8 protein-coding genes and 1 tRNA gene are annotated in these 13,622 nt (G+C 68.3%); 5 read left to right on the top strand and 4 right to left on the bottom strand.

Annotated elements, in window-relative coordinates; all coding sequences use genetic code 11:
• Positions 1-91: 91 nt before the first annotated feature.
• From ACQY46_RS12610 to ACQY46_RS12590, 5 genes are all read left to right on the top strand, one after another.
• A tRNA-Cys gene (locus ACQY46_RS12610) sits at positions 92-165 on the top strand.
• A 489-nt stretch (positions 166-654) separates the two neighbouring features.
• Positions 655-3,300, top strand: a complete 2,646-nt coding sequence (locus ACQY46_RS12605; RefSeq protein ID WP_428696388.1) for an EAL domain-containing protein — start codon at positions 655-657, stop codon at positions 3,298-3,300.
• Positions 3,301-3,404: 104 nt separating this feature from the next.
• Complete coding sequence (cobD, locus tag ACQY46_RS12600; RefSeq protein WP_428696387.1) at positions 3,405-4,406, top strand: threonine-phosphate decarboxylase CobD; 1,002 nt, start codon at positions 3,405-3,407, stop codon at positions 4,404-4,406.
• A 4-nt stretch (positions 4,407-4,410) separates the two neighbouring features.
• Complete coding sequence (gene cbiB, locus ACQY46_RS12595; RefSeq protein ID WP_428696386.1) at positions 4,411-5,391, top strand: adenosylcobinamide-phosphate synthase CbiB; 981 nt, start codon at positions 4,411-4,413, stop codon at positions 5,389-5,391.
• Positions 5,392-5,399: 8 nt separating this feature from the next.
• The gene (locus ACQY46_RS12590) at positions 5,400-6,014 is read left to right on the top strand and encodes a DUF938 domain-containing protein (RefSeq protein WP_428696385.1); all 615 of its coding nucleotides are present in this window, start codon (positions 5,400-5,402) and stop codon (positions 6,012-6,014) included.
• Between the two features lie 61 nt (positions 6,015-6,075).
• On the opposite strand, the gene ACQY46_RS12585 is transcribed toward ACQY46_RS12590, so the two are convergent.
• From ACQY46_RS12585 to ACQY46_RS12570, 4 genes are all read right to left on the bottom strand, one after another.
• Positions 6,076-7,770 carry a hydantoinase B/oxoprolinase family protein gene (locus ACQY46_RS12585; RefSeq protein WP_428696384.1) on the bottom strand — a complete coding sequence of 565 codons (1,695 nt, stop codon included), beginning with the start codon at positions 7,768-7,770 and terminating at the stop codon, positions 6,076-6,078.
• Positions 7,767-9,908, bottom strand: a complete 2,142-nt coding sequence (locus ACQY46_RS12580) for a hydantoinase/oxoprolinase family protein (RefSeq protein WP_428700481.1) — start codon at positions 9,906-9,908, stop codon at positions 7,767-7,769. Before ACQY46_RS12580 ends, ACQY46_RS12585 begins: the two co-directional genes overlap by 4 nt.
• A 71-nt stretch (positions 9,909-9,979) precedes the next feature.
• On the bottom strand, positions 9,980-12,715 hold the full coding sequence (locus ACQY46_RS12575) for a molybdopterin-dependent oxidoreductase (protein ID WP_428696383.1): 2,736 nt from the start codon (positions 12,713-12,715) through the stop codon (positions 9,980-9,982).
• The gene (locus ACQY46_RS12570; protein ID WP_428696382.1) at positions 12,706-13,560 is read right to left on the bottom strand and encodes an FAD binding domain-containing protein; all 855 of its coding nucleotides are present in this window, start codon (positions 13,558-13,560) and stop codon (positions 12,706-12,708) included. The genes ACQY46_RS12575 and ACQY46_RS12570 overlap by 10 nt, the downstream gene beginning before the upstream one ends.
• Positions 13,561-13,622 lie beyond the last annotated feature (62 nt).

The raw sequence follows: 13,622 nt of genomic DNA, 5'->3' as shown, positions 1-13,622 counted from the left end.
TCCCGACCGTGCCGAGATTTGCACATGGCAGCGCGGCAATTCGCACACGCCGCTTGACAGCGTGCCGCAACTCGCTGAAAAGACGCGGCAAGGCCTCGTGGCGGAGTGGTTACGCAGCGGATTGCAAATCCGTGCACCCCGGTTCGATTCCGGGCGAGGCCTCCATCCCCCTTTCAGATCGATCTGCTTTCAAGCCGGACGCAAAACGTCCGCCGGCCGGCGTGACAGTCGTTTGCGACAGCGTCCGCGCGGCTGGCTCCAGCGGCATGCGCGATAACGCCTGGCCCGTGAAGCCGAGCCGTGAAGCCCGACCTGTGAAGCCCGACCCGTGAAATTCGGGCCGCAACGGCAGCCCCCCGGCAATCCGCCCCGCATCTCTCCCAGGGGAACGGCATCCCGGCAGAGCCCCCAACAATCAAAACGCGCAAAATATCAAACTTAAATCTGAGATTTAGTTAGAGTTCTGAAATATAAATAAATTCAACCCTCACATCGCCAAAATCACCCGAAATATCAATTGATCCAATACGGACTGCTCCGTATATATAATCTTGTTAATAATCCGCATACTCTGGATATACTTGGGCCCAAGGATGCGCGCAAAGCCATCCTTGAAAACGACATAGCGGTCACATGAGGTCGCCATGCTGCTGAGTGGCGTTGCCAATATCGGCCTGCTTAGCGCTTGGAGCGCTCGCCATCTTCTTCATGCGGGAGCGCTTCGGCTTTGGCCGTCCGGCGAAGCTGCACGGGCTTCTCGTCGGCGTGTTCTTCGGCCTCATCGCCGTACTTGTCGTCAACTTTCCGGTGACGATCCCGCTCGGGGCGACCTTCGACACGCGCGCCGGCCCGGCCATGCTCGCCGGGTTCTTCGCCGGTCCCATCGCCGGCGTGACCTGCGGCGTGATCGCCGCCGCGGCGCGCTACTGGATCGGCGGGCCGAGCGTCTTCGGCGGGACGCTCAGCCCCCTCGTCTATGCGGCGGTCGGCATCGCCGCCGGGCATGTCGTCTTCACTCGGCTGCGCCGCCGGCCGGGTCTGGCGGACTTCGTCCTGATCGCGCTTGCCGGCACGCTCTTCGCCCTGCCGTGCTTTTTCATCGACCGTGGCTTCGCCATCGGCCTGACGATCCTGTCCAGCGCATGGCACCTGCTGATCGTCGGCAATGTCGCGGGCGTGGCAATCCTGGGGATGCTGGCGGAAGGCGTTCGCCGCTCGCTGCTCTCGCATGACGAGACGGGGCGCAGCCTGACGATGCTCGATCTCGCCCGCCAGTCGGCGAAGATCGCCGTGTGGCACTACGATTTCACCAAGGACTGCCTGGAATGGGACGAGGCGATGTTCCGCCTCTATGATGTCGATCCGAAACATTTCGGCGGACGTTTCGCGGACTGGACCGCCTGCGTGCTCCCCGAGGATCTCGACGCGGCGAGCGCCGAATTCAGGCAGGCCCGCGACAGCGGGGAACGGTTCTCCTCCCGCTTTCGCATCCGCCACCGGGACGGCTCCATCCACTGGATCCAGGCCTATGCGCAATGCAACCTCGATACGATGCGCAAGCCGTTCGAGGCGATCGGCGTCAACTGGGACGTCAGCGAGCACAAGCAGCTCGAATACAATCTGCGGGCCAAGGAGAAGGAAGCCAGGGAACGGACCACGGAACTGGAGGGGATGCTCGCGTCGATGCGACAGGGGGTGATGCTCTTCGATGCCGACGACCGGCTGCAGATCTGGAACCGCCAGGCGCTGCAGCTTTTCGGCCTCAAGGACAATGTCCTGCGCGCCGGCATGCCGCACGAGGCCGTGGTGGAGGCACGGATCGCCGCCGACGGACAGTTCGCCTCGACACTGCCCAACCCGCGTACGCTGCGCGGCACGCTGAAGGACGAGCGGATCTGGCGGCTCAAATCGCGCAACAAGAACGGGGCGATCATCGCCACCACCCTCTCGCCGATACCCGGTGACGGATGGGTCGAGACGCATGAGGACATCACCGATCTGGAGGAGGCGACCGAGCGCGTGCGGATCGCCGCCGAGACGGACGCGCTCGCCGGCCTTTCCAACCGGGCAGTGTTCTCTCGCGCGCTGAAGGAGAGCATTGAGGCGGCGCGAAACGGCACCGCGAAACCGTTTCTTCTGCTCGTCGATCTCGACCGGTTCAAGGCAATCAACGACAGGTTCGGCCATATCAAGGGCGACCGGCTGCTCGTCGAGGTGGCGCGGATCCTGAGCCTGGCGGCAGGCGCCAGCGACGTTGTCGCGCGGCTCGGCGGCGACGAGTTCGCGATCATCCTGAAACAGGGGGACATCGCGGAGGCGGAGATGCTGGCGGCGCGGCTGGTCGAGCAGGTCTCGCGGCCGCATGTGCTGGAAGGCACGACCGTGCAGCCCGGCGTCAGCATCGGCATCGTCGCCATGGACGAGGCGACGACCGATCCGGAAACGCTCCTCGTTTATGCCGATGCGGCGCTCTACAAGGCCAAATCCGAGCACATGGCCGGCTACCGCATTTTCGACGCGGAGGTGCGGCAGGCGCTGCTGACCCGGCGACGGATCGAGACCGGGCTCGCGGCGGCCATTGCCGGGGACGTGCTGGAGATCTGGTTCCAGCCGGTCACTGACCTCGCCGACAACCATGTGTGCGCCTACGAGGCCCTTGCCCGCTGGCCGCAGCCCGGCGGCGGGTTCATACCGCCCGGCGACTTCATCCCCGTCGCCGAGGAGACGGGGCTTGTCGACAAGATCGGCTGCCTTGCGCTCGAACGCGGCCTGGAGGCGATGCGCGACTGGCCCGCCGGCACACACCTGTCGCTGAACACCTCGCCGCGCCAGTTCGGCAAGGGCACCCTGGTGCCGGCCATCGCCGCCGCGCTCGACCGGCACGGCATCGCCCCCGACCGCGTCGAGCTGGAGGTCACCGAGAACCTGCTCATCGACGGCAGTCCCGAGGTGATCGGGGAACTGGATGCGCTGACCCGGCTCGGCGTCGGCCTCGTGCTCGACGATTTCGGCATGGGCTACTCGTCGCTGAACCGCCTGCACCGCTATCACTTCCACGGACTGAAGATCGACCGGGGCTTCATCCTGCGCATGGAGGAGGACGCAACCTCGGCGGCGATCGTCTCCGCCATCGCCGGGCTTGCCCGCAGCCTCGGCATGCGCTGCACCGCGGAAGGGGTGGAAACGCCGGCGCAACTGGCCCTGGTGCGCCAGGCGGGATGCGACCAGGCGCAAGGCTACCTGCTTGGCCGGCCCTCGCCCAACGAGCAGACGGCCCCTGTCGCCGAAGCGGCGTCCTGAGCCGCAAGCCCTCGAGCGTCTGCACCCGCACCTCGAAAACCGTTTCCAGCCCCGCGCCTCATGTTCTAGGGTCCGTTCCGGCGACAATAGACGGAGACTTGGGCATGAAGCATGGTGGCGATCTTGGTGCGGCGATTGCCCGGCATGGCGGGATCGCGGACGACTGGCTCGACCTGTCCACCGGCATCAACCCTTACGCCTATCCGCTTGCCGAACCGCTTTCCCAACGCGCCTGGACGCAGTTGCCGCCACGCTCCGCCCTCGACCGGCTCCTTGCCGCCGCGCGCAAGGCCTATGAGGTTCCGGACGCCAGCGCTCTCGTTGCCGCGCCGGGCACGCAGGCGCTGATCTCGCTCTTGCCTGAGATCGCCCCGCCGGGCGATGTCGCCATTGTCGGGCCGACCTATGGCAGCCATGCCGACACATGGACGCGCGCCGGGCGAAAGGTCACCGAACCGACCTCCCCGCATGCCGAGCCGGACCCTTCGGTGCGGGTGCTCGTCATCGTCAACCCGAACAATCCGGACGGGAGGCTGGTCGACCCGAAAAGCCTGCAATACATGGCGCGGACCATGGCGGCGCGCGGCGGGCTGCTGGTCATCGACGAGGCCTTCGCCGATTGCGTGCCGGGCGCCAGCGTGCTGCCGCATCTTGCCGGCGCGCCCGCGCTGGTGCTGCGCTCCTTCGGCAAGTTCTACGGGCTTGCGGGGTTGCGGCTGGGCTTCGCCGCCGGACCGAAGCCGCTCGTTTCGGCGCTCGAGGCGCGGCTGGAAAGCTGGGCCGTTTCGGGTCCCGCGCTGGAGATCGGCACGCGGGCGCTTTCCGACGAGGCCTGGCGCAACACGATGCTCGCCCGGCTCGCCGACGAGGCGGCGGAGCTGACCTACAGCCTGCAGATGCAGGGACTTTCGGTGTTCGGCGGCACGCCGCTCTTCGTGCTTGCCGGCTCCCGCAACGCGGCCGGGCTGCACGAAGCGCTGGCACGGCAGAAGATCTGGACGCGGGTCTTCGACTACGCGCCGAACTGGATCCGCATCGGCCTGCCGGGGGCCGCGAACCTTGCCCGGCTCGAGGCAGCGCTTGAAAGCGCGATGGCCGGGACCTGAGGCGATGCTGCTGTTTTCGGATGCCGCCTTCCTGCTGCTCGTGGCGCTCCTTCTCGACGCGCTGATCGGCGACCCGCCCTGGCTGTGGCGGCATGTGCCGCATCCGGTCGCGCTGATCGGCAAGGTGATCGAGATCGCCGACCAGGATTTCAACGCGCCCGAGGCCTCGGAAACGAACCGCCGGATCTACGGCGCGATCTTTCTGGCCTGCCTCGTCGCGATCTCGGTGCTGGTCGGCATCCTGCTGGAGGCGATCCTGCGCGCCCTGCCCTTCGGCGAGATCGGCATCGCCGTGATCGCCGCCGTCTTCATCGCGCAGAAAAGCCTGCACGACCACGTGGCAGCGGTGCGCGACGGGCTGGTCGAGGGCGGGCTATCGGGCGGACGCCGCGCGGTGGCGATGATCGTCGGGCGCGATCCGAAGCAACTCGACGAGGCGGGCGTCGCGCGTGCGGCCATCGAATCCTGCGCCGAGAACGCCGCCGACGGGGTGACCGCGCCGGCGCTGTGGTTCCTGCTCTTCGGCCTGCCCGGGCTGATCGCCTACAAGGCGGTGAACACGGCGGATTCCATGATCGGCCACAAGACCGACCGGCATCGCGCCTTCGGCTGGGCGTCCGCCCGTTTCGACGACCTGGTGAACTGGCCGGCGGCGCGGCTCTGCGGACTGGCGATGGCGGTGACCGCGCCGCTCTCGGGCCGCTCCGTCACCGAGTGCATCGCCGTGATGCGCCGCGACGCGCCGAAACACCGCTCACCCAATGCCGGCTGGCCGGAAGCGGCGATGGCGGCGGTGCTGGGACTGGCGCTCGCCGGCCCGCGCGCCTATCCCGGCTACACGGTCGACGACCCGTTCATGAACGAGGACGGCCGGCGTGAGGCGACGGCCGGCGACATTTCCCGGGCGCTGAAAGTGTTTCGCCACGCAATGGCGCTGCAGGCCGGCGCTGTCGCGCTCCTAGCCCTTCTCATGCTGTTCCTGTGAGGTCCGCAATGCTTCCCTTCGCCCCGTCGGCCGAGCGCAACAAGGACGCGATCCTCGCGGGCCTGGCGCCGCATCTGGCCCAGTGCCGGCGTATCCTGGAAATCGGCAGCGGCACCGGCCAGCACGCAGTTCACATGACGCAGGCCCTGCCGCATCTCGTCTGGCAATGCAGCGACCTGCCGGGCGCCGTTGCCGGTATCGCGGAGCGACTGGAAAGCGAGGGGAGCGCGCGCACGCCTCCGCCGCTCGCCCTTGATGTCGCCGCCCCGCCCTGGTCGCTGCCGATGGCGGACGCGCCCGATGCCTTCGACGCGGTCTACACGGCGAACACGCTGCACATCATGTCGTTTGCCCATGTCGGGCAGTTCTTCGCCCGCATCGGCGAGGTGCTGGCGCCGGGCGGGATGTGCTGCGTCTACGGACCGATGAAATATGGCGGCGCGTTTACCACCGAGAGCAATGCCGCCTTCGACGCGCAGCTCAGGGCCGGCAATCCGGAAAGCGGCATCCGCGATTTCGAGGCGCTGGATGAACTGGCGAAAGATCAGGGGCTTGCGCTGGTCGACGACATCGCCATGCCGGCGAACAACCGGCTGATCGTCTGGCGGCGGGCCGCCGGGTAGCGGCAGGTCCGCCTCAGGCGGTCTCCTCCTTGCGGCCCTTTCGGTGCAGCGCTGCGGCCTGTCAGAGCCCTGCCGCCGCCTTTCCAAAGAGCGCCCTGGCCCGCTCCGCCGTGTAGCGGCCGAGGCGCACGTCCTCGGCGACAAGCGCCGGATCGCGCTCCTGCGGGTCGCCGTAGCCGCCGCCGCCGGGCGTCTTCACGCGCACCCGGTCGCCCGGCTCCAGCGGAATGTCCTGCGCCTTGGACAGATGCTCGGGCACCATGGCCGTGCCTCCCTGCCAGACGGTGACGGAATTGGGCTCGCCGTCCTCGCCGCCAAGCGCGCCCTGCGGGCCGAAGCGGCCGTGATCCATCACGAAACTTGCCGTGGCGTGGCCGCGCAGCAGCTCGATCTCGTAATCGAGCCCGAAACCGCCGCGATGGCGTCCCGCGCCGCCCGAACCCTCGCGCAGGGCATAGCGGTGATAGAGCACGGGGAACTGCTGCTCCATGATCTCCACCGGCGGCGCCTTGGAGATGCCGATGGTGGAACAGCCGTTGGAGAGCCCGTCATGATCCGAGTTGCCGCCATAGCCGCCGCCCGAGATCTGGTACATGACGAAGCCCGCGCCGCGCGCCGGATCAACGCCGCCAAGGGCGAAATTGCCGGAGCTGCCAGCCGGGGCGGCCGTCACCCGGTCGGGCAGTGCCTCGACAAGGGCTGCGAAGACCGCCTCGGCGATGCGCTGGCTGACTTCTGCGGCACAGCCCGAGACGGGGCGCGGATAATGGGCATCGAGGAACGTGTCCACGGGACGGACGATGGTCAGCGGCTCGAAGGCGCCGGCCGAGATCGGCACGTCGGGGAAGATGTGGCGCATGGCGAGGTAGACGGACGAATGGGTCGTCGCCAGAACCGAGTTCATCGGCCCGCGACACGGCGGCGAGGAGCCCGCGAAGTCGAAGGTCAGTTCGCCGTCCCTGGCCGTGATCGCAAGCCGGATCTCCAGCGGCTCGTTGACGACGCCGTCGCTGTCCACATAGGCGAGCGAGCGGTAGGTGCCGTTGGGGATGAGCGCGACATTGGCGCGCATCTGTTCGGCCGCGCGCCGGCGCAACTCGCCGATCGACTCGCGCACCACATCGTCGCCATAGCGGTCGAGAATGCGTGCCAGACGCTCCGCCCCCACCAGAAGGGCCGCAGCCTGGGCCTTCACGTCGCCGATCCGCTGTTCCGAGACACGGATGTTGGAACAGATGATCGAGTAGATCTCCTGGTCGAGCACCCCCTTCTTGAACAGGCGCACGGGGGGTAGGCGCAGGCCTTCCTGCTCCACGGACGTGGCCGATGCGGAAAAGCCGCCCGGCACCGCGCCGCCCGTATCCGGCCAGTGGCCAGTGTTGGAGAGCCAGCAGAAGATCTCGCCGTTGCGGTAGAAGGGCATGGCGAAGCGCACGTCCATCAGATGGGTGCCGCCAAGATAGGGATCGTTGACGATGTAGATGTCGCCCGGCTCGGGAGCCGGCACCCGTCCCTCGCGGATCATGCCGATCAGGGTGCGGGTCGAATACTGCATGGTGCCGACGAAGACCGGCAATCCGCCCGCCCCTTGCGCGATGAGCGAGCCGTCCTCGGCCGAATAGATGCCGTCGGAGCGGTCGTTCGCCTCGGCGATGACCGGCGAGAAGGCGGCGCGCGAGAAGGTGAGGTCCATCTCGTCGCAGACCTGCTGCAGGCCCGACTGGATGACGCTCAGCGTGATCGGATCGATGCTCATGCGCCTGCTCCGCCGGTGCTGCCAAGGGTGGTGCTGCCAAGGGTGGTGCTGCCAAGGGTGATGATGATGTTGCCGTCCCGGTCCTGTACCGCGTGGTCGCCCGGCTCGATGATTATGGTGGTGTCCATCTGCTCGACGATGGCGGGGCCCGCGATCTCCGCCGACAACGGCAGGTGGTCGCGCCAGTAGACCGGCGTCTCGCGCCAGCCGTCGAACCAGACGGGACGCGTGCCGGTGCGCGCATCCTCGAGCGTCTGCCTGCGCCCGTCCGGGTCGATCAGAAGGGCAAGGTCGATGCCGGGACGCCGGCCGATGACGGAGGTGTTGACGTTGACGAGGCTCGCCTTGATCTCCGGAAGCTCGACGCGGAAGCGGCTGAAATAGGCCGCCTCGAAGAGGCTCTGCAGTTCGTCTACGCCCGGCGCGGGGCCGGGCAGCGGCACCCGCAACAGGTGGGTCTGGCCGATGAACTGCATGTCGACGGAGAAGATCTCCTTCAGTTCGTCGATCGGCACATTCTCCTTTTCCACGAGCGCCCGCCCCTCCTCGCGCTGCTGGGCGAAAAGCGCGTGCACCTGGGCGATGTCGAGCACGGCAAGCGGCCGGTTGACCGTGTTGACGAAGTCGTGCCGCAGGTCCGCGACGACACAGCCGAGCGCGTTGGTGATGCCCGGACGCGAGGGAACGAGAACACGCGGCACGCCGAGTTCGCGGGCAATCGCCGTCGCATGAAGCGGGCCGGCACCGCCGAAGGCGAAGAGCGCATAGTCGCGCGGGTCCTCGCCGAGGCTGATCGAGACCATGCGCACCGCCTCGGCCATGCGGGTGTTGGCGATCCTGAGGACGGCGGAGGCGGCCTCCTCGGCGCTGACGCCGAGCGGGGCGCCCAGCTTGGCGGCGAAGATCGCGGCGAGGTCCGCCCGCGACACGCCGTCCGAGACGGAGTTGAGCTTGTCCGGGTTCATCCGCCCCAGAAGCAGGTTGGCATCCGAAATGGTCGGCTCCGTGCCGCCGCGCCCGTAGCAGATCGGCCCGGGAGCCGAGCCGGCGCTTTCCGGCCCGACCTGGAGCAGGCCCGCCCGGGTGATGCGGGCGATCGAGCCGCCGCCGGCGCCAACCGTGCGCACGTCCACCATGGGGACGTGGATCGGCATGGCGTATTCGATTTCGATCTCGTTGGAGACGGCAGGTTCCGCGTCGCGGATCAGCGCGACGTCCGTGGAGGTGCCGCCCATGTCGTAGGTAAGAAGGTTGGGGATGCCGGCGCGGCGCCCGGTATAGGCGGCCGCCATGACGCCGGAGGCGGGCCCGGACATGACCGTCTTGGCCGCTTCGGCTGCGACGCGGCGGGCGGAAACCATGCCGCCATTGCCATTCATGACGAGAACGTCGTGGCGGTAGCCGTCGCGGGCCAGTTCGTCCGCGAGGCGCTCGACATAGCGACGCAGGAGCGGCTGCACCGAGGCGTTGATCGCCGCCGTCACCCCGCGCTCGAACTCGCGGCTTTCCGACAGCAGCGCGTGACCCAGCGTGACGTTCTCGTTCGGCCAGACTTCACGGGCGATCTCGCCGGCACGCAGTTCGTGCTGCGGATTGGCGTAGGAATGCAGGAAATGGATGACGAGCGCCTCGCAGCCCTTGTCGAGCAGCGCCCGCATGGCCGCCTTCAGCGCCTCCTCGTCGAGCGGCACGCGCACACTGCCGTCGGCGTGCAACCGCTCGGGCACCTCATGGCGCAGGTCGCGCGGGATGATCGGGCGGAACTCGCCCTTCATGCCGTAGGCATTCGGACGGGTGCGGCGGCCAAGTTCCAGCACGTCGCGAAACCCTTGCGTGGTGATGAAGCCGGTGCGGCAGAGATTGCGCTCCAGCACGGCGTTGGTGGTCGTCGTGGTGCCGTGAACGATGAGGTCGATGGCGGCGAGGTCGGCATCCACCAGCTCAAGCGTCGTGCGCACGCCGACGGCCTGGTTCTGCAGGGTCGTCGGCGTCTTGGCGAGGCGGACCCGGCCACGGGCGGAATCGAACAGCACGAGGTCGGTGAAGGTGCCGCCGACATCGATGCCGGCGACGAGCGCGGTGCGTCCCGCCGCGTCGGTTTTTTCTGTTCTTTCTGCGTCGGCGATCGACGGGGTCATGTTCATGGACGCCTCTTTGCTATCGACATCGTGCGGCGAAGGTGATGGGGCAACGGGCCGGAGGACACGCCTCAGGCGTTCAGGGCCCGGATCGCGGAAAGAACCTTGTCGGGCGTCGCCGGAAGGTTCGCAACCCTGGCCCCGCAGGCATCGGCAATGGCGTTCAGGATCGCCGGCGCGGTCGGGATCAGGCAGTGCTCGCCGAGCCCCTTGGCGCCATAGGGTCCGTGCATGTCGCCGGTCTCGATGATCAGGGTCTCGATCGGCGGCACGTCGCCGATGGTCGGGATCAGATAGTCATGCAGGTTTTCCGTGCGGCCCGGCAGGAACTCCTCCATCAGGGCCATGCCGATGCCCTGGGCGATGCCGCCCTGCACCTGCCCCTCGACCAGAAGCGGATTGATCGCCTTGCCGACATCGTGGGCGGCGGTGATCTTCAGGAGCCGCACGGTGCCGAGCTTCATGTCGACCTCCAGCTCGGCGATCTGCGCGGCCGTGCCGAAGACCGCATAGGGCACGCCCTGGCCGTTTTCATCCAGTGGCGAGGTCGGCGGGTCGTAGGTCTCGACCGCCTCAATCGCATAGGCCGCGCTGTCCGGGGCAAGGCCCTTGAGCGCGATGGTGCGCCGGCCGTCCTTGTCGGCAAGACGGATCTCGCCGTCGGCGATCTCGATTTCCGCCGTGTCCGACACGTTGCCGAGGCGCAGGAGACGGGCACGCAGCGCCTCGCCGCAGAGCCTTGCGGCATTGCCGGTGACGAAGGTCTGGCGGCTCGCCGAGGTCTTGCCCGCATCCGGCGTCACGTCCGTATCCGGCCCGACGATGGCAATCGCCTCGACGGAAACGCCGAGCGCGGTGGCGAAGATCTGGGCGATCACCGTGTTCGACCCCTGGCCGATATCGGTCGCGCCCTGATGCAGCACCACCTGCCCCTCGGCCGTTATTCCGGCGCGGATCGTGGAGGGATTGCTCATGGAGGTGTTGCCGCAACCGTACCAGCCGCCGGCAATGCCGACGCCGCGACGGAGGTGCCCGCCGCCGGCATTGACCGCCTCGGCCTCGGCCAGCGCCCGGTCCCAGCCCGGTTTCAGCGCGTCGAAACACTCGATGATGCCCATGCCGCGCTCGAAGACCTGGCCGGTGACGGTCGGGTCGCCATTGGCGAGCGCATTGCGGCGGCGGAACTCCAGCCGGTCGATGCCGAGCCGGTTGGCCAACTCGTCGTAAAGCGGCTCCTGGGCGAGCGCCGACTGGGGCACGCCGAAGCCGCGAAAGGCTCCGGCCGGGGCAGTGTTGGTGTGGATGCCGGCGCTGCGGGCGACATAGTTCGGCGTCCGGTAGGGACCGGAGGCGTGGATCGGCACGCGGTTGGCGACCGTCGGTCCCCAGCTCGCATAGGCGCCGGTGTTGAACGTGCCGTCGAACTCGACGGCAACGATATGCCCTTCGGTGTCCGCGCCGATGCGCATGCGGATCCCGGAAGGGTGGCGCTTGGTCGAGGTGGTGATGGATTCCACCCGCGAATAGGTGACGCGGACCGGGCGGTGCAGCATCCAGGCGGCCAGCGCCACATAGGGCTGGGCGGTCAGATCGAGCTTCGAACCGAAGCCGCCGCCGGTTGCCGTCGGTACGACACGCACCGCCTCCTTCGGCAGACCGAGAAGCCCGGCGATGCCGTCGCGGTTCATGACGGGCGCCTGGGTGCAGCAATGGACCTCGATCCGGTCCCCGACACGCCGGGCGAAGGCGGCCTCGGGCTCGATATAGCCGTGCTCGATGAAGCCGGTGGAGAACTCGCCCTCGACCACCACCGCCGCGCGTTCCAGAGCGGCTTCCGGCTCCCCGCGCCGGACGAAGCCACGGCACATGACGTTGTCGCCGCGGCCCTCGTGCAGGTTCGGGATGCTGCAGGCATCGGCCGGCAGAAGGGCGGCAGGCAGTTCCTCGTAGGCAACAGGGAAATCGGAGAGGTCGAGCGCGTTGACGAGATCGGCTGGACCGACGACAGCCGCAACCGCCTCGCCGCGAAAGCGGGTCTCCCCTTCAGCGAACATGGGCTGGTCCTCGAAGCCCGGAATGACGCCGAAACGGTTCTCGCCAGGCACATCGGCGGCCGAAAGCACCAGGTCGAGCCCGCGCGCCGCGCCCCAGGCGCGGATGTCGCCAAGGGTGAAGCGGGCGCGGTGATGGGGGCTTCTGACAAGGCGCAGGGTGAGCGCGTCGGCGGGCGCGACGTCATCGCCGAAGAGCTCCGTGCCCGTCACCTTGGGCCAGCCGTCGACGCGCGCCATGGCCGCGCCCACGCCGCCGGCGGCCGGCATGCCGGTGCCGCCGGCATCCAGCACCGCGTCGATGATCTTGCGGTAGCCGGTACAGCGGCAGAGAACGCCGCCGAGCGCGTCGTGCACGGCCTCTTCGCCCGGCTCCGCATCCTCGCGCAGGAGGGCGAGCGCGGAGACCATCATCCCGGGGGTACAGATGCCGCACTGGGCGGCCTGGTGGCGCTGGAAGGAACGGGCGAGCGCTTCAGCCTTCGGATCGGAGGCAATGAGCCCGGCAAGCGTCTCGACATGCGCGCCCTCGACCTGGCCAAGCGCCGTCGTGCAGGAGCAGACGGGCCGGCCGTCGACAAGCACGGTGCAGGCGCCGCAGTCGCCGGCATCGCAGCCGACCTTGACGTCGCGCGCCCCGGCCCGTTCCCGCAAGGCAAGCGACAGGCGCTCGACCGGATCGCCGGCAATGCGGGCGGGCTTTCCGTTGAGGACCAGGGAAACCCCGGCCACGTCCTCGATATCCGTCAGCGCCATGCCTTCCCTCCCCGGTCGATGGCCGCCATCACGGCACGGACAACAAGCTCACGCGCCGCGTCGAGGCGGTAACCTGCGCTCGCACGGACATCGTCGATTGGCGAAAGCTCCGCGATCGCCGCGTCCGCGACCTGCTGGCGGATCGCCGGCCCGGAGGCCTCCGCGCCACGCAGGGCGGCCTCCACGCCAGCCAGACGACGCGCCACCGCGGAGCATGCCCCGACGGCGACACGGGCCTCTCCGATCCGCCCGGCGCCGTCGAGCAACACGGCGGCGGCGACCATGGCAATGGAAATGACCAGATAGCGCCGGGCGCCGAGTTTCAGGAAATGGGTCCGGTCCGCGTTCCAGTCCGGAACGAGGATCGCGGTGACGATCTCGCCGGGAGCCAGCGCCGTCTTGCGAACGCCCAGGATGAAGTCGCCAAGCGGCAACTCGCGAGTGCCCTTCGGGCCGACAAGCTCGACACGGGCGTCCAGCGTCAGCAGCGGCGGAACCCCGTCCGCGGCAGGCGAGGCATTGCAGAGGTTGCCGGCGATGGTGCCCGCGTTCTGGATCTGGATCGAGCCGACCTCGCGGGCGGCAAGCCGCAAACCGTCAAACAGCGGCGGCAGGTCCGCCCTGGCGATGTCCGTCCAGGTGGTCATGGCGCCGATGCGCCAGCCGTCCTCCTGCCGCGAGATGCCCCGGAGCGCCGCGATGCGGCCGAGATCGACGACGGGAGCCGAGGGTCTCCGCCCGCCCAGCGCGGGGAAGAAATCGGTCCCGCCCGCCAACACGCGCGCCTCGCCCCCGCCAAGGAGGGAAAGCGCGACATCCACCGTGTCAGGCCTGTGAAACTGCATCGGCACCCTCAATGGATTTCGTTTGCATACTAACAACGTTACCGCCCCGTCGAAATTCCTGT

The organism is Stappia sp. (assembly GCF_965276915.1).
GTDB lineage: Bacteria > Pseudomonadota > Alphaproteobacteria > Rhizobiales > Stappiaceae > Stappia.
Note: the sequence above shows the minus strand (reverse complement) of the source record. Positions and strands in the feature narration are given on the sequence as shown.

Coding starts and splice junctions, on each gene's coding strand:
- ACQY46_RS12570 (WP_428696382.1), bottom strand. CDS start 13,560: ATGCAGTTTCACAGGCCTGACACGGTGGATGTCGCGCTTTCCCTCCTT.
- ACQY46_RS12575 (WP_428696383.1), bottom strand. CDS start 12,715: ATGGCGCTGACGGATATCGAGGACGTGGCCGGGGTTTCCCTGGTCCTC.
- cobD (WP_428696387.1), top strand. CDS start 3,405: ATGAAGCATGGTGGCGATCTTGGTGCGGCGATTGCCCGGCATGGCGGG.
- cbiB (WP_428696386.1), top strand. CDS start 4,411: ATGCTGCTGTTTTCGGATGCCGCCTTCCTGCTGCTCGTGGCGCTCCTT.
- ACQY46_RS12590 (WP_428696385.1), top strand. CDS start 5,400: ATGCTTCCCTTCGCCCCGTCGGCCGAGCGCAACAAGGACGCGATCCTC.
- ACQY46_RS12585 (WP_428696384.1), bottom strand. CDS start 7,770: ATGAGCATCGATCCGATCACGCTGAGCGTCATCCAGTCGGGCCTGCAG.
- ACQY46_RS12580 (WP_428700481.1), bottom strand. CDS start 9,908: ATGACCCCGTCGATCGCCGACGCAGAAAGAACAGAAAAAACCGACGCG.